The following is a 19,936-nucleotide window of genomic DNA, read 5'->3' as shown; positions in this document are numbered from 1 at the left end:
CCCCCCCCCCGGCCGAGTCGTGCCCGGCCGGTGTGCCGGAGCCGCTGGGCTGCGCACGATGTGGGGCCGGAACGCCCCGGACACACAACAAGCCCCCGGCAGACACGTCCACCGGGGGCTTGCTGGTCAGGCGAGTCGTCAGATGGCCCGGACCTGCTGGGCCTGCGGCCCCTTCTGTCCCTGGCCGATCTCGAACTCCACGCGCTGGTTCTCCTCGAGGGTCCGGAAACCCTTGCCCACGATCTCCGAGTAGTGCACGAACACGTCACCCTCGCCGCCGTCCTGGGCGATGAAGCCGAAACCCTTTTCGGCGTTGAACCACTTCACAGTGCCTTGCGCCACCGCTTTTACTCCTCGTTTACTCCGCTTCGGGAACCCGTGTGCGGATCCCCGCGACCGTCCCGGGCGGTTCCAACGAGAGAGCAGGTGCGCAACGGCACAGCTCACGTCAGAAGTTCCGCGAGTGTGAAGCCACGACAACGCAAAACGACGGCCTTCAGGTAGCGTACCCGGAACTTGCCAATTCGAAAGACCCGAGCGCATCTCACCCCGTTCGGGCTACTCACCGCGTGTGCCGAACCGGGCACTCAGTGCGAGATCCGGCGGGTGAAAGGTGGTTGAATGTGCATGCTTCGCCCGCCGCGGTCGGCGAACCACCGGCGGCACGCCGCCGGTGTGACGTTCGACTCCGGCGGTAGGCGGGGCGATCAGCTCAGCGAGAGGGCAAAGCAGTGCGGACCTACTCCGTGGCAGCAGTTGTGCTGGCTGCCGTCCTGACCGTTGGTGCCGCGGGGTGTGCTGGCTCGTCGGCGACCGAACGACAGAACCCGGTCACCGACGCGACCGAGCGGACCGTGTTCCGGATCCTGCCGGACCCTGCATTCGGCGCGCAGAACGTGGTGCCGCGCAGGCCGGCGAGCATCACCGTGACGTCCGGTTCCTTGAAGTCCGTCGAGCTGACCGACGCCGCGGGCAACCGGGTCGACGGCTCGCTCTCCTCCGACAAGCGCAGCTGGACGGCGGACGGCAAGCCGGCCTTCGCCACGCAGTACCAGTGGCAGGGCGTGGCGGTCGACAAGAACGGCAAGCGCTATCCGATCTCCGGGTCGTTCCAGACGATCGACCCGGACGTTCTGGTCACCACGACCACCAACGTGGTGGATGGGGGAATCTATCCGGCTGATCTGCGCATCGCCGTCACATTCAGCGCGCCGGTGCAGAAGCGCGACATGGTGGCGAACCTCATGCAGATCACCACGTCGCCGCGCACGCGTGGCTCGTGGCAATGGTCGGAGGACGGCCGCGTTGCCACGTGGCAGCCGCGCGGCAGCTGGCGACCGGGCACCAAGGTGGAGCTCGACGCCGAGCTGTACGGCGTGATGCTCGCCCCGGGCCACTATGGCGCAGCCGACAAGAAGCTGGGGTTCCGGATTACCGATCAGTAACGTGGGGGCGTGGGAGAAAGAATGCGTACCTGGCCGCCGGTCGAGACCGAGCCGCCGACGATTCACCGCCACGCGCCCGAGCCGGGCGAGAAGCTGTCGTCGCACTACGCGGAGTGCTTCGGGTGCGGTCCCGAGCAGCCCGGTGGGCTGCGCATCGAGACCGAGGCCGCCGAGAACAACATGGTGCGCGCCCGCTTCGAGGTGACCAAGAACCATCAGGGCGCCCCCGGCCTGGCCCACGGCGGATTGCTGGCTTGCGCGTTCGACGAGGCGCTTGGCGTGGTCGTCGGCCAGATGCTGCGCCGCCCGGCGGTGACGGGGCGCCTGGAGACCGACTTCCGCCGTCCGGTGCCGGTGGGGTCGGTGCTGCACATCGCCGCGAAGGTGGACGGCGTGGCCGGGCGGAAGATCTATGCCAGCGCCGACGGCCATCTCGACGCCGAGGACGGGCCGATCGCGGTGCAAGCGCGCGCCCTGTTCATCAGCGTGGGCCTCGACCATTTCATCAAGCACGGCGATGCCGACGCGTTGCGCAAGCTCGGCGCCTCGATGTCCGAGCGGGAACGCGAAGGCTGGGACGTCAATCCCTAGCGGCTCGACGGAACCGTGAGCGGCCGCGTGCGAGTTGTGCGCCGGGCACACCTACGCCGGGGCTGCGCGCGCCGACCTGGTCACCGACGTGCCGGGGTGCGGCGACGAGCACACGAAGCGACCGTGTGCGCCGGTGAGCGTGACTTCGACAGGGCCGGGTGGCGAGCGAGGTCGTCGGCGGGATGGGGGGTGGTGCGGCCGAAGGAGCGCGGCCTGCGGGAGCGTCGTGGCCGGGGCTTGGGAACGCCGCCTACACCGAGTGCGGCGGTGCGCCGCGGCCTGCCTGGGGTGGGTGCGCGTGCGCGCCTCGCTGGGAGTCGCGTGACCCGGGTGGAGGGTTGCCGAGGCGAATTCAGGCAGCCGCGAGGGCGCAGTGAACCGCGCTTCGAGGGGCTAGGCGATCGTGGGTTGCCGGCCACGTCGGGTCACTGGGCGGGGCTGCGGCCGCGGTGAGTGTGCGGCTTGCCGGGCGGCTTGGCAGCGCATGACCGGGGCGCAGACCACGCGAATCCGGGCTTCCCGAGCGCCCGGTGACCACGTCTACGAGCGCGCGCGTGGCCGTGGACGGCCGAAGCGGCCGAGCGCCGTCTGCGAAACCGGTGTGGCGCAGCCTTCCGCCGGGCAGATGACCGTGCCTGGCTGCAAGGTCGGCGAAAAGGGCGCGAGCGGGCCAAGGACCGCCGCCTGCACCGAGTGCGGTCGGCGAAGGCGGCGGGAGCGGCGTTCGCGCGAGTTACCCGACCCTGCTTGTCACGTCCTGGTCAGCGGGCGGACGTCGTTCGCCTTGTCGACCAACGCGATGCGCTCTTCCTTCGTCTGCGCCAGCCTGGCCAGCGCGCGATAGCACCGCTCCAACCCGAAGCGGATGTCCCGCTCGTTCAGCTGGCAGCCCAGCACCGTCGCATGGGACGGCTGCCCGTTGCGCCGCTGAACGAGGGCGAACGCCGCCTCGAGCACCTCAGCCGACAACTTCGCCCGGCGCTCGGCGTCCAGGCTCAGCCGCTCCAGCCAGCCGGCCGCGTCGACCAAGTCGCGTTCGTCGAGCGACCCGGTCCCGGCCGCACCGCCGCGCATCTTGATCTTGATCGCGGCCACCTGGGCCGCCGTGTAGTGCGTCGACGCCGCCGGGATCGACTCCAGCGCCTGGATGGCGCTCTCCCGTGCCCCTTGTGCCAGGTAGACGCGCGCCAGGCCGAATGCCGCGCTCACGTACGAGCGGTCGGTGCGCCACACCTGCTCGTAGCCGCGGGCCGCGGTGAAGTAGTCACCCAGCAGCTCGGCCGCCACCGCGCGGGCCAGCTTCGGCGCCATCTCCCCGGGCAGCTCGTCGTACACCGCATCGAACGCCGCGTGCGCCAGCTTGGGTCGTCCGGCGACCAGTTCGATCAGTCCTCGGTACCACTCCAGCCGCCAGTCGTGCGGGAAGCCGGACTTGACCGCGATGTACTGGGCGGCTTGCAGCTGACGGTGCGCCTCCGCCAGCTCGCCGAGTGCGACGCGGGCCCGGACCACGCGCAGCCGCACCTCGATCGAATCGTGCGGGGCGTTCTTCAGCGCCTCGATCACCGCCCGCGGCTCCGCCGCCGTGGTGGTGGCCAGCAACGCGGCCGCCGCGTCCTCGGTGTCCACCATCGGCACCGGCAGCCCTTCCACCACGTCCTGCGGATCAGGCTTCGGCGGGGTGTGGCTGCCCTCCTCCGGCACGACCGCATCGACGCCGAACGTGTGCGTCTCCGGGCTGAACAAGGTTGACGTGCCGGGCCGCGGCTCGCCGGTGCCCAGCGCCATGACCTCGCGCAACACGCCCTTGAGCTGCTCGGCCATCTCGGCCGCCGAGGCGAACCGCCGCTCCGGGTCGGCGTGGGTGGCCCGCTTGAGGAACCGGTAGTAGCTGTCGAACAGCATGAACAGCGGGACTTCTTCCCGCGGCGGCAGCGTCGTCTTGTACTTCGACGAGTAGCCGGAGAACTCGAACGACAGCACCGCCATGGTGCGGCCCACGGTGAACAGGTCGGACTGCACGCTGGCGCCGTGCGTGGCCAGCTCCGGCGCGCTGTAGCCGGAGGTGAAGAACAGCGGGCTTTCGTAGTCGTCCATCCGCCGGACCGCGCCCATGTCGATCAGCTTCAGCTGCTCGTTGGTCTGGATGACGTTGTCCGGCTTCAGGTCGCAGTACAGCAGGCCCTGGCTGTGCAGGTAGCCGAGCGCCGGCAGGATCTCCAGGCCGTAGGCGATCACCTGGCCGATCGGCAGGCCTTCCGCCCGGCCGGTGCGCTTGTGGTGGTCCAGCGCGATCTGCCGCAGCGACTGGCCGCCCACGTACTCCATCACGATGTAACCGACCGTGGTGCCGGTCTGCGGGTCCGGGTGCTCGACGAAGTTGTAGATCTTGACGATGTTCGGGTGCTCGACCTCGGCCAGGTAGCGGGTCTCGCTCCTGGCGGCCTGGATGGCGTTCTCGTCGCCCGCGTTGATCAGGCCCTTGAGCACCACCCAGCGGTCGGCCACCTTGTGGTCCTGTGCCAGGTAGATCCAGCCGAGGCCGCCGTAGGCGAGCGCGCCGAGCACCTCGTACTGGCCGCCGACCAGCTCACCGGGCTGCAGCTTGGGTTTGAAGTAGAACGGCGTGCCGCACTTCGGGCAGGTGCCCTCGGTGGGGCCCGGCTTGCCGTCCTTGCCGCGGCCGACCTTGGCGCCGCAGTTGCTGCAGAACCGCTTGTGCTCGGCGACCACCGGGTCCTTCATCACGGCGGACGACGGCTCCCGATACGGCACCGGCGGCACCTCGACCAGGCCGGCGCCCAGCCCGCCGCGGCGGGACGTGCGCTGGGTGGACGTGCGACGGCGAGTGAACGGGCGGCTGCCGGTGCCCGTCCCGGTGCCGGTGAACGCGGTGCGGCCGATGCCGGAGCTGCCCGTTCCGGTGCCGGTGCCCGGTGCGCTGCCGGTCCCCGTACCAGCCGACGGCTCGCTGGAGCTCGACGGTTCGCCGTCGATGGGCCGCAGGCTGCCGGTGCTCGGGACGGACATCTCAGGCGTGTCCGGACGGGCCTGCCGTGCCTCCGGAGGGGGCGCGACCAGCCGGGTCTGCGGCGCCTGCTGCAGCACGCTGGTGACGTCCGGGGCGTTCGCGGGCGGCGGCTGCCACTGCTTGGCCGACTCGGGCTGGATGGTGACGAACCGGGTCGCCTCGGCCAGGCTCATGTGCTCGAAGGCGGAAGCCGGCGGCATCGCCTCGTCCTGTCCGGACTCCGGCTGGGCGTCGCCTTCCTGGTCGGTCGCTGCGCTTCCGGAGGGCTGCGGCGCCTGGTCCGCACTGCCCGGCTGTGGCGCGGCGGATTCCGACGACTCCGGAGATGCGGCGTGGCGGCCGCTGGGCTGTGACCGCTCCGCGGATTCCGGCTGCGCGGGGGCCGGCGCTTGCCGCGGCGACTCGGCGGGCCGGGAAGCGTGCGATTGTTCCCCGGCGGGCCGCCCCGGTCGCGATGCCTCACCGGGCGCCGAGGGATGTCCGCTGTGCTGGGACGAGGGCTGCGATGTCGGCGGGTGTTCGCTGGGCTGTGACGGTGGCTGTGCGGCCAGCGGGTGTTCGCTGGGCTGTGATGGTGGCTGTGCGGCCAGCGGGTGTTCGCCGGGCTGTGACGCCAGCGGATGTCCGCTGGGTTGTGACGGGGGGTGCGAAGCCAGCGGATGCCTGCCGGACTGCGAGGCTGGCTGAGGGGCCAAGGGGTGTCCGCCGGACTGTGACGGCGGCTGTGCGGCCAGCGGGTGTCCGCTGGGTTGTGATGGCGGTTGCGAAGCCAACGGATGACCACTGCCATGCGACGGCTCCGGCGACGCCGCGTGCCGCCCGCTCGGCTGGGACAGTTCCGGCCCGGCGGACTCCCGCTGCGCCCCCTCACGTGCTCCCGGCGTTGGTGGCGACACCGGCCGCATGTTCGGCTTCGTCGGCGCCTCAGCGCCGGGAGGCCCGGACCGCCGTGGCGGCTGCCCCGGCCGATGCGGCACCGGGGCGTGCTGCGGTCCCGGCTGCGGGCGCAGCGGCTCCGATGCGCCCCGCTGGTGGAGCGGGGGCTCACCGCCGGCGTCGGAATCCGCTGCCTGCCTGCCCGGCTCCGAGGACGTCGGCTGGTAGTGCGGCGGCGCGTCCTCCGGGCGCGAACCGGGCGCGCTCGGCCTGGCCGGGGACGGCTGACCGGCCTCGCGCGCGGGCTGCGCGGGCTCGCCCCGCCCGCGACCGGTGTTGGTGGGCTCCTCCGGTGACGTCATCGGGTTGACTTCCCCCTAGCGGTACTTCGGCCTGGGCGGCGAGTTCGATCCGAGCGCGGGCTTGAGCCACTTGTTGTAGCTCTGCTGCCACAGCCCGTTGCGGATCTCCTCCAGAACCGCGTTGACGTAGCGGACCATGTCCTTGTTCTCTTTCGGGATCCCGATGCCGTACGGCTCCTCGGTGAACCGATCGCCGACCACGTGCAGCGTCGGGTCCTGCTGGGCCATCCCGGCCAGGATGGTGTCGTCGGTCGAGATGGCCTCGACCTGTCCCTGCTGCATCATCACCAGGCAGTCCGACCAGTTGTCCACCGCGACCGGGATCGGCTTGGCGGGCGACGCCGCGATGTTGCGCAGCGAGGTGGACCCGCTGGTGGCGCACACCCGCTTGCCGCCGAGATCCTCCAGGCCCTTGTACTCGGACGCCTTCTTCACCAGCACCCGCTGCCCGGCGACGTAGTACACGCTGGAGAACTCGATGTCCTTCCGGCGCTCGCAGTTGATGGTCATGGTGCGCACCACGATGTCCACCTTGCCCGACTTCAGCGCTTCGATGCGCTGGTCGGAGGTGATCGCGCGGAACTTGGCCGCCGCCGGGTGGCCGAGCAGCTTCTCCGCGATCGCCTTGGCGATGTCGATGTCGAAGCCCTCCAGCTGGCCGGTGGCCGGGTTGCGGAAGCCGAACAGGAACGTGTTCTGGTCCACGCCGACGACGAGCTTGCGGCGCTTGCGGATCTTGTCCATCGTCGACCCGGGCGGGATGTCCAGGCCCTGCGGCCGCAGGCTCACCGTCGGGTCGCCGCAGTCGTCCCCGCTCGACGACGTGGTCTCGATCTCCGGATTGATCGTGACGTTGGCCGGCATCGGCGGCTCGACCGACACCATCGGCGAGAGGTCCCGCGGCCCGCCGGAGGCGCAGGCACTGATCACGGCGAACACGGTCAGCAGTGCGGCCAGCGGCGCCGCCGCTTTCAGCCTCCTCATCGGTACTCCCTCAGCCGTTCCTGGATGCCCACCGCGACGCCGCCTGCGGCGACGAATCCCAGCACGATCCAGCCCCAGGGCAGCAAGGTGAGCGCGGCCCCCGCGTCGGAGGCGTCGTCGAAGAAGTTCTGCCTGCCGTGCTGGATCGCGGTGTTCAGCTCGATGTCCAGCTTGTTGAACGCCCGCGCGCTGCTGTCCTCGCGGGTGTCGTCGATCGCGACGCTGGCCGCCTCCAGGTACTCGCCCTCGTCGTCCAGATCGCGGACCTTGGCGTGTGCCTTCAGCCACGCTGCGGCGTGTTCCTGCGCCTTGTCCAGCGTGGCGGCCAACGCGTCGTGCCCCTCGGCGGCTGCCCGCGCCTCGGCCAGCAGGCCGCCGCGGCCGTCCTTGCCCGCCATCTCCTCCGACATCCGCGTGAACTCTTCCGCGTACTGCTGGCCCTCACCGCGCGAGACGAGCAGCAGCGTCTCGTCCACCCTTGCCTTCAGGCCGGCGATGCGCGCCCGCACCAGGCGGTCCACCTGTTCGGAGCCGTTGGTCTCGCTGCTGCTGATCAGCACGCTCTGGGTGATCAGCGCCGCCGAGCTCCACAGCACACCGACCACGATCGCCGCGGTGGCCACGACCAGGCCGATGTTGAACACCCGCTTGGTGCGCCGCTTCAGATACAGCTGGGTGGCGATCAACGCGGCCAGCAGCCCGGTCACCAGCAGCGCGGTCAGCCACGGAAACCCGCGGGCCTCGGCCTGCCGGTCGGCCAGCGCCCGGGTGTCCGCCTCGTACAGCGCCTCGGCAGCGGGCAGGATGGTCGACTGCATCAGCTGCGACGCCTCGCGCAGATACGCCGCGCCCGCCGGGAAGCCCTGCTGGTTGTTGGCCCGGGCCGTGCCGACCAGCTCGGCGTAGATCGGCAGGTACTCGCCGATGATGTCGATCTGCCGGGAGATCTCCGGGCCCGCCTCCGGGTCGGAGGCCGCACGGGCCAAGAAGACGCCTGCCTGGGCGATGTCGTTGATGAACCGCACCCGCAGCGCCGGTGGCTCGTCCCCGGTGGACAGGAACGAGCTGGACGCCGTGGCGTCCGCGTCCGACAGCGCCCGGTAGACCTGCCCTGCCGCGGCGGTCAGCGGCTCACGGCGGTTGGTCAGCTCGCTGACCGCGTCCGTCTTCTGCTGTGCCATGACGGCCGCGGTCAGGCCGGTGAGCAGCGTCAGAATGACCAGGCCGGTGGCGATGAGCGTGAGCCGTCCCGGCGTGGTGGTCCACGAGCGCACCACCGTGCGCACGCCTGCACGGGCCAACCCCACCACACCGCGCAGCCCGGACCTGCCCCGGTTGTCCGGCGGCATCTGCCCCGGCGACGTCAGCTGCCCGGGCGGGCGGGGTTGGGCCGTAGTGGTGATCGGCAAGATCGTCCTCCGCGCCAAATGCCTACGAACCCTCCAGCGAGCGCGCGCGGCCCCCAGACCGGCGAGATGCGCCCCGCTTGAGCAACGTAGTCCAATCTGCAGGGTCCGGCGGTATCAATCGGATCAATCGACGCGGTGTTCGTCACTTTGGTGTCAACGCAGAGACGAATCGCGTCACCAATGGTGAGTATGGTGCGCCGCGCCGTGACACGAACGAGCGAACCGGGCGAGGGCGCTTCGCGGTGGCCACGAGGGCCGGGTGACCTCGGTGTTCCGCGGGACGCCCGCCGAGCGGCGCTGAGCCTTGCGGGGCGACGGCCGACGGGCGCCGCGTCGCGATTCGACGCCAAGTACCAGGCTTTCCAGGCGGCAACCGCGGGGCTCGACGAGCTCACGAATGTGCCGCGCGGGGCTATGGCCGGTGACAAGATCACCGCATCGGCGCAGGAGATCGTGAATTGTTCCCGATGCGACCTGCCAATTGACCGAGCGAGAAAGGATCGGACGCCGCGGCGCGGGTCAAGAACGGACCAGCCGCGCGATCGCAGCGCTGGCCTCGGCCACTTTCGCGTCCGCGTCCGCGCCGCCGTTGGCGATCGCGCCGGCCACGCAGTGCTTCAGGTGCTCGTCCAGCAGGCCGAGGGAGACCGCCTGCAGCGCCTTGGTGACCGCGGAGACCTGGGTCAGGATGTCGATGCAGTACTCGTCCTTCTCCACCATGCGGGCGATGCCCCGGACCTGACCCTCGATGCGCCGCAGCCGCTTCAGGTAGCGGTCTTTGTCCTCGGTGTATCCGTGCATGCGCCCAGGATACCCGGAGGGGGTATGAAAATCCGGTGCTCGCCGGGCGGCCGGTGAGCGTCCTGCCGGTTTCTTGACACCGTGTTCGGGCGCGTGTTTGACTCCCCGCGCGTCGAGAGGATTGACATGGCTCAGGGCACCGTGGCGTGGTTCAACTCGGAAAAGGGCTACGGATTCATCCAGCCCGATGACGGCGGTCGCGACGTGTTCGTGCATTTCACCGCGATTCAGGGCACCGGATTCCGCACCCTGGAGGAGAACCAGCGAGTCGAGTTCGAAATCGGCAACGGGGCGAAAGGGCCCCAGGCGACCAACGTACGGGTGCTCTAGCCGTCGGCGGACCGCGAGCCCGCGAACAGCCCGACTTCCCCGGTCGCGGCGGTGCTGGCGCTCGGCGAGCACGTCGGCCCCCGCGTTGTTGCCGACTTCCCCGGTCGTGGCGGTGCTGGTCCGCGCGCCGCTTTCCACCAAGCGGGGCGAACCTCGGCGAACATCCGGGCAACGGGTTTCCGACGACCAGCCCGAACCGCTACTGTGCGCGGCGTGTCTCAACCGCCGTTTCAGCGCCGTCGCCCTCCGGGGTACGGCAACCCGCAGCGCATGACCGACGAGCCGTACGGGCACGCACCACAGGCGGGCGGTGACTACTACTCACCGGCCCCGCACCAGGAGTACCAGCAGGCCCCGCACCGCGACGGCTACGCGGACCGGTATCGCCCGGAGCAGGCTCCGGCGTACCAGGCACCGGAACCCGGCCCCGGGCTGCGGCTGCCCGGACTCGGGCTGATCCTCGCCGTGGCCGGCGTCGCCGTGCACGCGATCAGCCTGTTCCTGCTGCCCTGGGTGACCACCGGCGACGGCGACCTCACCGCGCTTCAGGCGTGGGAGGCGATCGACCTCGGCGAGCCGAGCGGCTTCGGCGAGTGGTACCTGTTCCTGCTCACCTATCCACTGGCCGCGCTGAGCGTGGTCCTGACGCTGGCCGCGCTGTTCGAATCCGTCGCGATGAAGGTCGTCTGGGCAGGCCTGACCCTGCTCGGGCTCGCCTACCTGACGGTGTGGCACGGTGCACGGCCGCTGTTCGGCCTCGTCGACGGCGACAGCGCCGAGCCGAGCCAGGTCGATCTGATCATCGGTGGGGTCGCGGTGGTGGCCATCGTCGTGGTGGCCTTCATGCTCAAGGTCGCGGTGTCGATGTTCCGCCGGGTGGCCGTCCTCGTCCTGCTGGTGGCCGGTGCCGTGCACGTCTACGCGGTGACCGACCTGACCGGGACCTCGGACTTCCTGTCGCTGGATCTCGGTGCGTTCGCTCCCGTGCTCGGCTACGGGCTGTGCGCCAGCTCGGTGCTGCTGCCCAAGCGGCTACCCGGCGTGTGAATCCCTCGCGAACTCCGCCCGCACCCCGAGCAGCCGGATCGGGCGGTCCCGCGGGAACTCCCGCAGCACGGCGAGCGCGGCTCGCTCCAGCTCGGCCGGGTCGCTGGTCGGCGTCGGCAGCTTCGCGCTCTTGGTGCGGGTGAAGAACGGTGCGAAGCGCACCTTGACGGCGATCCGCACCGCCGGGCGGCCCTCGGCCGCGACGTCCTCGCTGACCCGCCGGGCGAGCTCGGCGGTGGCCGCTTCGACGTCGGCCCACTCGGTCAGGTTCTGCTGGAAGGTGGTCTCCCGGCTCCGCGAACGTGCCATGTACGGCGTCGCGGCCACCTCGGTCTCGCCGCGGCCGTGCGCCAGGTGCCGGTACCACGGGCCCATCACCGGACCGAAACGCGCGGCCAGCATGTCGCGGTCGGCGGCGGCGAGCTGATCGACGGTGTGAATGCCCAGCGCGGCCAGCTTCGCCTTGGTCTTCGACCCGACGCCGTGCAACGCGTCCGTGGGCCGCTCGCCCATCACCGCGAACCAGTTCTCGGCGGTGAGCCGGAAGATCCCCGCGGGCTTGCCGAAATCGGTGGCGATCTTGGCCCGCAGCCGGTTGTCGCCGATGCCCACGGTGCAGTCCAGCTCGGTTTCCTCCCGCACCCGCTGCTGGATGCGCCGTGCGAACGCCTCCGGGTCGTCGGTGGTCACGCCGAGGAACGCCTCGTCCCAGCCGAGCACCTCGACCGGCACGTCGAACGACCGGAGCACGTCCATGACCTGCTCGGAGACCGCGTTGTAGGTGTCCGGGTCGGTCGGCAGGAAGATCGCGTCCGGGCAGCGCTTGGCGGCGGTGTGCATGGGCATCCCGGAGCGGACCCCGAACGCGCGGGCCGGGTAGGACGCCGTGGCCACGACCGCCCGCTCGGTGGGATCGCCCCGCCCGCCCACGATGACCGGTTTGCCGCGCAGCTCGGGCCGCCGCAGCATCTCGACCGCCGCGAGGAACTGGTCGAGGTCGACGTGCAGAACCCAGCGCATGACCCCAGTCTGCCCCGCTAGGTTGTCGGTGTGGATCAGCTGAGCGAGGTCGAGCGGGCCGAGGCCTGGTTCCGCAGGCGCGGCCTGCCCCTGGTGGTGCGCCGCCGGGACCGCGGCGTCGACCTGCTCCCGCGGGCCACCCCGTCCCTGGTGTTCTTCCTGCTGGTCGAGCCGATCCTGCAGATCCTCGCCTACGTCGTCGACCGGGTCGGCGCGCTGTGGCCGGGGGAGGGCCGGGAGTCGACCGGGTTCGCCCTGGTGGTGCTGGGCCTGACGGTCGGTGCGCTGGTGGTGCCGCCGCTGGGTGGCTGGCTGGTGTCCCGGTCGATGCGCCGCCTCGGCGACCGCGGGCAGATGCTCGTCGCCGTCGGGGTGCTGGCGGTGACCGTGGCGGTGCTGGTGGTCGAGCAGGTCACCGGCCTGCACGAGCAGCCGTTCTGGGTGTCCGCGACGGTGACCGCAAGCAGCGTGGCGTTGTTGCTGCTGCTGACCTACCTCGGCGCGGGCTCGATCCTGGCCTGGGCGGCCCGGGTCGCGGTCAAACAGGTCAACGCGGTCGGCACGCTCGCCTCCAAGGCGCTGCCGCTGCTGATGGTGGTCATCCTGCTGTCGTTCATCGCCGCCGAGGTGTGGCAGCTGGTCGATCCCCGCCACATGGACCGTGCCCGGCTGTGGGGAGTGGTGGGGTTCCTGGTGCTGCTCGGCGCGCTGTTCCTGCGCGCGGTGGTCTCCGACGAGATGCGGGAACTCGAGCGGCAGCAGGCGGCGGGCACCGTCGACGAGCTCCGCGAGCGCCTGGCCGGAACGCCGCTGGCCGCGCACGTGCGCGGCGACGTCGACATCGGCGCGTACCCGCTGTCCCGCTCCGAGCGATTCAACATCGCCCTGGTGTTCTTCCTGGCCCAGGCGGTGCAGGTGGTGTTCTTCTCCCTGCTGGTGTTCGGCTTCTTCGTGGTCTTCGGCACCATCGCGGTCACCGATCCGCTGATCGAGGCGTGGCTGACGCATCCGCCGGACCCGGCGGGTGGCAGGCTGTTCGGGCTGTCCATCCCGGTGCCCAACGAACTGATCCACGTGTCGATCTTCCTGGCGGCCTTCTCCGGCCTGTACTTCGCCGGGGCCGCGGCCACCGACCCGGTGTACCGGGACAAGTTCTTCGACCCGCTGGTGGCGGACATCCGGGTCAGCCTGGCAGCGCGCGCGGCCTACCTGGCTCGCTGGCCTGCCGAGCGCGGCTGAGCGGATCAGATCCGCACTTTGCCCGACGCGACGTCGCCGGGGTACTCGGGATAGAACTCCACGTAGGTTTCCCGGCTCGGCAGCACGTAGAGCGGATCGGACACTTTGCCGGCGTCGAAGCCCTCGTTGCGCAGCTCCACCTTGCGGCTTTTGAACGTGGACGTCTGCTGCACCTCGTCGATGATCCGGATGAACAACGGCACCGCGTACCCGGGCAGCCGTCGTACCAGGTGCGCGGCCACGCCCGCCGGGTCGAACTTGGCCCCGTCGACGAGTTTCACCGCGGCCATGCCCGCTTTGCCGTCGGTGCCCGGCACCGTCACCCCGTACACTACCGCCTGCTCGATGTCCGGGTGCTCGGTCAGCGCGGCTTCGACCTCGGTGGTGGCCACGTTCTCGCCCTTCCAGCGGAACGTGTCGCCCAGCCGGTCGGCGAACGCCACGTGGTTCCAGCCCTGCTTGCGCACCAGGTCGCCGGTGTTGAACCAGGCGTCGCCGGGCTTGAAGGCGTCCCGGATCACCTTCTGCTCGGTGGCGTCCGGGTCGGTGTAGCCGTCGAACGGCGAACGATGGGTGATCTTGGTCAGCAGCAGGCCGATCTCGCCGGTCTTGACCTTGCGCAGCCGCCCCGCCGGGGTGCGCACCGGCTGCTCGGTCACCGGGTCGTAGGCCACCACCGCGAACGGTAGCGGCGTGATGCCCGCCGTGCGGTCCAGGTTGAGGGCGTTGATGAACGCCAGGTTGCACTCGCTCGCGCCGTAGAACTCCGCGACCCGGCGGATCCCGAAGCGCCGGGTGAGCTCGGTCCAGATCTCCGGTCGCAGGCCGTTGCCGACCACCACCCGCACCTGGTGCTCCCGTTCGGCCGGCTTCTCCGGCGCGTTCAGCAGGTACCGGCACAGCTCGCCGATGTAGACGAACGCCGTCGCTTCGGTGCGCACCACCTCGCTCCAGAACCGGCTGACCGAGAACGACCGGCCGAGCGCCAGCGTCGCCCCGGCGGACAGCACCGACGACAGCGACACCGTCAAGGCGTTGTTGTGATACAGCGGCAGGCAGCAGTACAGCGTGTCCGACGGCCGCAGCCGCACGCCGAGCCCGCCGATCCCGGTCATCGACTTCAGCCAGCGCAGGTGCGACATCGTGCTGGCCTTCGGCAGGCCGGTGGTGCCGGACGTGAAGATGTAGAACGCCTTGTCGGCGGCGCGCACCTGCGCGCACTGCGGCGGGTCGCTGTCGCGGGCGTACCTGGCCAGCTCGGCCAGGCTCGGATACTCGGCCAGCGTGTCCGACCGCACCTGGTCGTCCGGGAGCCGGAGCACCGTGCCGCGCAGGTCCTGCTTCGGCAGGCTGTGCAAGGCCTCGGCGCACTCGGTGCCGACGACGAGCACCCGGCTGTTCAGCAGCCGCTGGCTGTGGTTGAGCACCTCGCCGCGCTGGTGGTGGTTCAGCATGCCCGCGATGCCGCCGAGCTTGACCGTGGCCAGCGCGACCAGCAGGGTTTCCGGCCGGTTGGTGGCCAGGATGCCGACCACCTCGCCGTCGCCGACCCCGTGCGCGGACAGCACCGACGCGTACCGGTTGACCAGCTCGTTGGCGTCTCCGTAGGTCAGCTCGCGGACCGTGCCGTCCGGCTCGACGAAGCGCAGGAAGACCCGCTCCGGGTGCTTGTGCGCGGCGCGTTGGAACACCAGGCCGACCGAGGCGACGGTGCTCGGTTTCATGGTGAGCAGCCGGACCGCGCTGGATGCCATGCGCGGCGCGTCCGGGATCAGCGACGGCGCCGCCTTGAGCACGTCGAACAGGCGCACTCTGCGATCGCGCGGCATGCTCCCCTGCGCCGCAGTCGCGTCGATCGAAGCCATCCCGATCACCGCCTCCCTCGCTGCCCCAGCGGCGACCCTACTAGCCAGTAGGGTAGGTTGCGCAACCGAAAGGTGACATGGACAGCGCCTGATGTGGTTCGGCGCACCCTCTCCGTGCTCCGGGGACCGTCGGCGGCGGCTGCCGGATCGGGCCGCCAGGCCGTCGCCGTGGGCTACGCAGGGTCTCGGTCGCTGTCCTGCAGCACCGCGGTGAGCATCCGGCCTGCCACCGCGCGAGGATCCGGGTCCGCTTCGATCAGTGCGTTCACCACCGCACCGTCGACCAGCGCGATGTAGCGCTCCAGCTCGTCCGGCGTCACCGGCCTGCCGGACCGGGCGAACACCTCCGACAGCAGCTCGCGCAGCTCCCTGCCCAGCTCACGCATGAGCGGCCGCAGGTAGGGGCGGCGGCCGGTGGCCACCAGCCGCTCGTAGCGCAGCAGCACATACTCCGCGTCGGCCTCGGGGGTCGGCTGCCGCGGCCCCAGCAGGTTGTCCAGCATCAGCTCGACGATGGTGGCCACGCCCCGCTGCCGGTTGGCCAGCTCGGCCAGCTTGCGCCAGCCACGTTCCAGCTCGCGCCGGGAATGGTGTTCCACCACCGCGGTCACCAGGTCGTCGAGCGAGGAGAAGTAGTACGTCGTCGAGGCCAGCGGCAAGCCGGCCCGCTCGGCGACCGCGCGGTGCCGCACCGCGTCGAAGCCGGCCTCCACCAGCAGCTGTGCACCGGCTTCCACCAACGCTGCCCGGCGGCGCTCGCCTTTCGGTGTGCTGCCCGTGGTCACGACTGCGTATTCTGCCTTTTTCCGGCCGGTCTGCTGGGCACGTCGATCACCGCCCTGGCCACGCCGCGGCGATTCCCTCGGCGATCTGGAGCAACCGGGATGCGTACGGCGGTTCGCTGCTGCCTTCCCCGCGCGACACCACGACGATCACCGACCCGTCAGCGGCCTCCGCGCTCGCGTCCGGGAGATCGTCCGCGTTGAGCTGGTCGACCGCGGCGGGTGAGGCGGCCAGCCGCGCAGAGACCCTGGCGACCGAAACGACGCCGCGCCGAGGGCCGTCGCTGACCCGGTAGGCGGCCGACGTCACGCCTGCGGGACAGGACAGGTCGCCGGGAATCGGCTCGGAGGAAGGGTCGACCGGAAGCTCGCCAGCGAGGGCAGTGGCGAGCTTCCGGTCGACCACTGCGCACCTTTCGGTGCGAGCGGCGTTCCCCTCGGGGGCGGAAAAGGTACCGCCCCCCTGCTTGGACGATGCCTCGCCCCCCGAGGGGAAGCCACCGTCTGAAGGACGTTCCGGCGCGCCGGAAGGTTGCTTGTTCGTCCGTACGCCCATCTGTGGTGCCTCGGCAGCTATGTCGCCGCCTGCGCCGCCGGAGTTACCGCCGCCGGACAGCGGCCCCACAGCGGCGAACAGGCCTCCGCCGACGAGCACCAACGCGGCCGCTGACGACGCCATGGCGATCCGCATCCGCTGGCGGGCCGCAGCGCGCCGGGACGCGGCTTGCACGTCGGCCAGCCCGAAGCTCGGCGGCGGGACCTCACCCGGCGCTTCCTGGAACAACCGCCGCAGGTCACGCTCGTCCATGAGCGTTCACCTCCGACCCCAGGGCGGCGCGCAGCGCGGCCAGCCCACGCGCCGCCTGGCTCTTGACGGTGCCCTCCGAACACTTCAACGCCTCCGCCGTGGCCGCCACGTCCAGCCCCTCGAAGTAGCGCAGCACCAGCACCGCGCGTTGCCGCGGCGGCACCTTGCGCAGTCCTTCCAGCAGCATCTCTCGCGTCACGACGGTGTCGTCCAGTCCTTTCTCCGGCTGTACGGCCCCCGGCGGTTCGGGCATGTCGTTCACGAAGCGCTCCCGCCGCCACGGGCGACGCGACTCGTCGATCACCGCCCGCACCAACGTCCGGCGGACGTAGGCGTCGAGCGCGCCCCGGTCACGCACCTTGCGCCACCGCCGATGCAACGCGACGAACGCGACCTGGGCCAGATCGTCGGCACGGTGCCAGTCACCACACAACAAGTACGCGGTGCGCCGCACGGCGTCGAGACGTCGTGCGAAGTACTCCGCGAACTCCTGCTCATCGCGCTGATCCACGCGCCGGACACTCCGCATCTGCACCAGGGACGGAATCGATGCCGCCTAGGGTTGCACGCCGGATGTGCGGTGAGTGCGAAACCCCGTTCACCCACCCCGGTTTCGCTGCTCCCGTCACGTGTGATGTGATCGAACCGTGACCTTCACGGCAGCAACACCGGTCGATCTGCGTTCGGACACGGTGACCCAGCCGGACGAGAAGATGCGCGCGGCGATGGCCACGGCGAAGGTCGGCGACAACGTGCTCGAGCACGACCCGACCATGCGTGAGCTGGAGGAACGGGCCGCGGAGCTGCTGGGCAAGCCGGCCGCACTGTGGATCCCGTCCGGCACCATGGCCAACCTGATCGCGCTGTCGCTGCACCTGCAGCGGGGCGACCGGTACCTGGCGCCGGAGGCGGCCCACGTGCTGACCGACGAGCTCGGGTCGGGGGCGTGGCTGGCCGGCGGCATGCCGCACCCGCTGCCCACCGACGCGGGCCCGGGCAGGCCGTCGGTGCAGACGCTGACCAAGGCGGTGGAAGGTGCCGCCGATCCGCCGCCGTACTACGCCCTGCGCACCCGGCTGCTGTGCCTGGAGAACACCCACACCAATGCCGGTGGCGCGGTCATGCCGCCGCACGAGCATGCGCAGCTGGTCGCGGTGGCGCAGGAGGCCGGGCTGGCCGTGCACCTGGACGGGGCCAGGCTGTGGAACGCCGCGGTCGCGCTCGGGGTGCCACCCGCGGCACTCACCGTGGGCACGGACACCGTGACGGCGTGCCTGTCCAAGGGCCTCGGCGCTCCGGTCGGTTCGGTGGTCGCCGGTTCGGAGGAGTTCGTGGCGCGGGCCCGCCGCATGCGGCAGATGCTGGGTGGCGGCGTGCGCCAGGGAGGCGTGCTGGCGGCCGCGGGGCTGTGCGCTCTGGAGAACATCGACGCGCTGGCGATGGATCACGCCAACGCCCGGCGGCTGGCCGCCGGGCTTGCCGAGCTGGGCTGGGACGTCGACGAGCCGCAGACCAACATCGTCATGGCGCGGGTGCCGGACGTGCCGCGCACCATGCAGGTGCTCACCGAGCTGGGCGTCCTGGTGCTCTCCGGCGGCGGGCGGATCCGGTTCGTCACGCACCGGGACGTGTCGGAAGGCGACATCGATTCGGTGCTGGACCGGCTGGCGGACGCCTCGCGCCGCAAGGTGCTCGACCCCGGCCCGTCCGCGCAGGTCGGCTGAGGCCGTCACGCGGTCACCGTGCGCCCTCGGCCGGGGCTCCTGGCAGGGCTGGCAGCCCTTCGGGCCGCGCCTGCCGAGCCCGCTGGCCCGCGTGCCCGGCCGCCGGCGGGAAACGCCTGGTCGCGGTCGTGGTGGCCCGCTACGAGCGGATGTGCTTGTCGGCGCCGCGCTTGAGCGCGGTGTACGCCGCGGTGCAGACGAACAGCACGCCGCCGATCACCGCCAGCCAGAACAGGCCCTTGACCAGCACCCCGATCAGGGTGAAGGCCAGCCAGAGGATGAGCAGCGCACCGGCGATCTTGAGGATCATCTCCATGTCTCCGTCCTTCGTGGTCGCAGCGCGGCGGTCACGAGTGCCGTCGCTCTCCGATGACTCCAGCGTGCCAGTGCGCGAGCCACCTGTCGCCGCGTGACGGCGAGAGATCAGGGTGTTCTCCGGGTTTCCCTGAGCCAGCGACCCAGCCGGCCGAGGCACTCGTCGATGTCGGAGGAGGGCCCGGCGAAGCTGAACCGGACGAAGCGCCCGCCGTCCACCGGGTCGAAGTCGATGCCGGGCGTGATCGCCACTCCGGTCTCGGACAGCAGCCGCTGGCACCAGCTCAGGCTGTCGGTGGTGTATTCCGACACGTCCGCGTACACGTAGAACGCGCCGTCGATCGGGGCGATCTTGTCGATCCCGACGCGGGGCAGCCCGTTCAGCAGCTTGTCCCGGTTCTCCCGATAGTGCTGCACGTGGCCGTCCAGCTCGGCGTACGACTCCTCGGTGAACGCGTGCACGGCCGCTCGCTGCGACAGCGTCGGCGGGCAGATGGTGAAGTTGCCGGTCAGCACGTCCACCGCGCGATGTAGCCGGTGCGGCACCAGCATCCAGCCCAGCCGCCAGCCGGTCATCGCGAAGTACTTGGAGAACGAACCGAGCACGATCGCCTCGGTGCTGGTCTGCCACGCGGTGGCGGCCCGCTCGGTGTAGCAGATGCCGTGGTAGATCTCGTCGCTGATCAGCTGCACGCCGTGGGAGGAGCACCAGCCCGCGATCGCCGCCAGCTCGCCGGGCGACAGCATCGTCCCGGTCGGGTTGCTCGGGCTGGCCACGATCACCCCGTCCAACGGCTGCGCGCGGTGCAGCTCGTCCAGCATGCTCGCGGTCGGCTGGAACCGGGTGTCCGCGCCGACGGGGAACTCCACCACCTGGCAGCCCAGCGCGGACAGCAGGTTCCGGTACGCCGGGTAGCCGGGGCGGGCCATCGCCACCCGCGCCCCGGCGTCGAACGCCGCCAGGAACGCCAGCAGGAAACCGCCGGACGAGCCGGTGGTCACGATGACGTCGTCCGGACTCACCGCGACGCCGTAGCTTCGCCGGTAATGGCCGGCGATCGCGCTCCGCAGCTCGGGGATGCCGAGTTGTTCGGTGTAGCCGATGTCGCCGCCGGCCAGCACCTCCGCCGCGGCCGCGAGCACCGGTTTCGGCGCACCGGCGGTCGGCTGGCCCGCGCACATGGTGACGACGTCGCCGTGGGTTCGTTGCCGGGCGGCCGCGGCCGAGAGCACCTCCATGACGTGGAACGGTGCGACGTCGGCGCGGGACGCCGGACCGGGAAACGCAGCAGTCACGCCGCCAGGCT

The 19,936-nt window shown here is 70.9% G+C and carries 18 protein-coding genes; 6 read left to right on the top strand and 12 right to left on the bottom strand.

The window, feature by feature from the left end; translation table 11 throughout:
• Positions 1 to 138: 138 nt before the first annotated feature.
• Positions 139 to 342, bottom strand: coding sequence for a cold-shock protein (locus YWY_RS0107400; protein ID WP_028847088.1), 204 nt, complete (start codon positions 340 to 342; stop codon positions 139 to 141).
• A 404-nt stretch (positions 343 to 746) separates the two neighbouring features.
• Between YWY_RS0107400 and YWY_RS20790 the strand changes: the two genes are divergently transcribed.
• Together YWY_RS20790 and YWY_RS0107390 are read left to right on the top strand one after the other, a co-directional pair.
• A complete protein-coding gene (locus YWY_RS20790) occupies positions 747 to 1,445 on the top strand; it encodes an Ig-like domain-containing protein (protein WP_156899137.1) in 699 nt (232 codons plus the stop codon).
• Between the two features lie 9 nt (positions 1,446 to 1,454).
• The gene (locus YWY_RS0107390) at positions 1,455 to 2,036 is read left to right on the top strand and encodes a PaaI family thioesterase (RefSeq protein WP_028847087.1); all 582 of its coding nucleotides are present in this window, start codon (positions 1,455 to 1,457) and stop codon (positions 2,034 to 2,036) included.
• A 750-nt stretch (positions 2,037 to 2,786) separates the two neighbouring features.
• Here the strand turns inward: YWY_RS0107390 and YWY_RS0107385 are convergent.
• From YWY_RS0107385 to YWY_RS0107370, 4 genes are all read right to left on the bottom strand, one after another.
• Complete coding sequence (locus YWY_RS0107385) at positions 2,787 to 5,267, bottom strand: serine/threonine-protein kinase (protein ID WP_245566589.1); 2,481 nt, start codon at positions 5,265 to 5,267, stop codon at positions 2,787 to 2,789.
• Between the two features lie 1,053 nt (positions 5,268 to 6,320).
• Positions 6,321 to 7,289 (bottom strand): glutamate ABC transporter substrate-binding protein, encoded by a 969-nt coding sequence (locus tag YWY_RS0107380; protein WP_038044683.1) that lies wholly within the window; start codon positions 7,287 to 7,289, stop codon positions 6,321 to 6,323.
• Positions 7,286 to 8,692 carry a hypothetical protein gene (locus YWY_RS0107375; RefSeq protein WP_028847084.1) on the bottom strand — a complete coding sequence of 469 codons (1,407 nt, stop codon included), beginning with the start codon at positions 8,690 to 8,692 and terminating at the stop codon, positions 7,286 to 7,288. The genes YWY_RS0107380 and YWY_RS0107375 overlap by 4 nt, the downstream gene beginning before the upstream one ends.
• Before the next feature lie 525 nt (positions 8,693 to 9,217).
• Positions 9,218 to 9,499: a metal-sensitive transcriptional regulator gene (locus YWY_RS0107370; RefSeq protein ID WP_028847083.1), complete on the bottom strand. Its 282-nt coding sequence runs from the start codon at positions 9,497 to 9,499 to the stop codon at positions 9,218 to 9,220.
• A 126-nt stretch (positions 9,500 to 9,625) separates the two neighbouring features.
• On the opposite strand from YWY_RS0107370, the gene YWY_RS0107365 reads away from it, so the two are divergent.
• Together YWY_RS0107365 and YWY_RS0107360 are read left to right on the top strand one after the other, a co-directional pair.
• On the top strand, positions 9,626 to 9,829 hold the full coding sequence (locus tag YWY_RS0107365; RefSeq protein ID WP_028847082.1) for a cold-shock protein: 204 nt from the start codon (positions 9,626 to 9,628) through the stop codon (positions 9,827 to 9,829).
• Between the two features lie 270 nt (positions 9,830 to 10,099).
• Positions 10,100 to 10,876 carry a hypothetical protein gene (locus tag YWY_RS0107360; RefSeq protein ID WP_028847081.1) on the top strand — a complete coding sequence of 259 codons (777 nt, stop codon included), beginning with the start codon at positions 10,100 to 10,102 and terminating at the stop codon, positions 10,874 to 10,876.
• Here YWY_RS0107360 and YWY_RS0107355 read toward each other — a convergent pair.
• On the bottom strand, positions 10,862 to 11,896 hold the full coding sequence (locus YWY_RS0107355) for a DNA polymerase IV (protein ID WP_028847080.1): 1,035 nt from the start codon (positions 11,894 to 11,896) through the stop codon (positions 10,862 to 10,864). The two genes, YWY_RS0107360 and YWY_RS0107355, sit on opposite strands and share 15 nt — an antisense overlap.
• A 30-nt stretch (positions 11,897 to 11,926) precedes the next feature.
• On the opposite strand from YWY_RS0107355, the gene YWY_RS0107350 reads away from it, so the two are divergent.
• Entirely contained in the window at positions 11,927 to 13,135 is a 1,209-nt protein-coding gene (locus tag YWY_RS0107350; RefSeq protein ID WP_028847079.1) for a hypothetical protein, read from the top strand.
• Between the two features lie 5 nt (positions 13,136 to 13,140).
• Here the strand turns inward: YWY_RS0107350 and YWY_RS0107345 are convergent, their stop codons facing one another.
• The 4 genes from YWY_RS0107345 to YWY_RS0107330 all read right to left on the bottom strand — a co-directional run bounded on the left by YWY_RS0107345 (position 13,141) and on the right by YWY_RS0107330 (position 17,101).
• The gene (locus YWY_RS0107345) at positions 13,141 to 15,000 is read right to left on the bottom strand and encodes a long-chain-acyl-CoA synthetase (RefSeq protein ID WP_211227491.1); all 1,860 of its coding nucleotides are present in this window, start codon (positions 14,998 to 15,000) and stop codon (positions 13,141 to 13,143) included.
• A gap of 173 nt (positions 15,001 to 15,173) precedes the next feature.
• A complete protein-coding gene (locus YWY_RS0107340) occupies positions 15,174 to 15,785 on the bottom strand; it encodes a TetR/AcrR family transcriptional regulator (RefSeq protein ID WP_028847077.1) in 612 nt (203 codons plus the stop codon).
• 46 nt (positions 15,786 to 15,831) lie between these two features.
• Positions 15,832 to 16,590: a hypothetical protein gene (locus tag YWY_RS23145; protein WP_051309993.1), complete on the bottom strand. Its 759-nt coding sequence runs from the start codon at positions 16,588 to 16,590 to the stop codon at positions 15,832 to 15,834.
• Positions 16,577 to 17,101, bottom strand: coding sequence for a SigE family RNA polymerase sigma factor (locus YWY_RS0107330; RefSeq protein ID WP_028847076.1), 525 nt, complete (start codon positions 17,099 to 17,101; stop codon positions 16,577 to 16,579). Before YWY_RS0107330 ends, YWY_RS23145 begins: the two co-directional genes overlap by 14 nt.
• 136 nt (positions 17,102 to 17,237) lie before the next feature.
• Between YWY_RS0107330 and YWY_RS20780 the strand changes: the two genes are divergently transcribed.
• Positions 17,238 to 18,314 carry a threonine aldolase family protein gene (locus YWY_RS20780; protein WP_051309991.1) on the top strand — a complete coding sequence of 359 codons (1,077 nt, stop codon included), beginning with the start codon at positions 17,238 to 17,240 and terminating at the stop codon, positions 18,312 to 18,314.
• A gap of 139 nt (positions 18,315 to 18,453) precedes the next feature.
• On the opposite strand, the gene YWY_RS24015 is transcribed toward YWY_RS20780, so the two are convergent.
• Together YWY_RS24015 and YWY_RS0107315 are read right to left on the bottom strand one after the other, a co-directional pair.
• The gene (locus YWY_RS24015; RefSeq protein ID WP_156899136.1) at positions 18,454 to 18,630 is read right to left on the bottom strand and encodes a hypothetical protein; all 177 of its coding nucleotides are present in this window, start codon (positions 18,628 to 18,630) and stop codon (positions 18,454 to 18,456) included.
• Positions 18,631 to 18,737: 107 nt separating this feature from the next.
• Positions 18,738 to 19,868, bottom strand: a complete 1,131-nt coding sequence (locus YWY_RS0107315) for a pyridoxal phosphate-dependent aminotransferase (protein ID WP_084609086.1) — start codon at positions 19,866 to 19,868, stop codon at positions 18,738 to 18,740.
• Positions 19,869 to 19,936 lie beyond the last annotated feature (68 nt).

Origin of the sequence: Thermocrispum agreste DSM 44070 (assembly GCF_000427905.1) — a bacterium.
Classification (GTDB): Bacteria; Actinomycetota; Actinomycetes; order Mycobacteriales; family Pseudonocardiaceae; genus Thermocrispum; species Thermocrispum agreste.
Note: the sequence above shows the minus strand (reverse complement) of the source record. Positions and strands in the feature narration are given on the sequence as shown.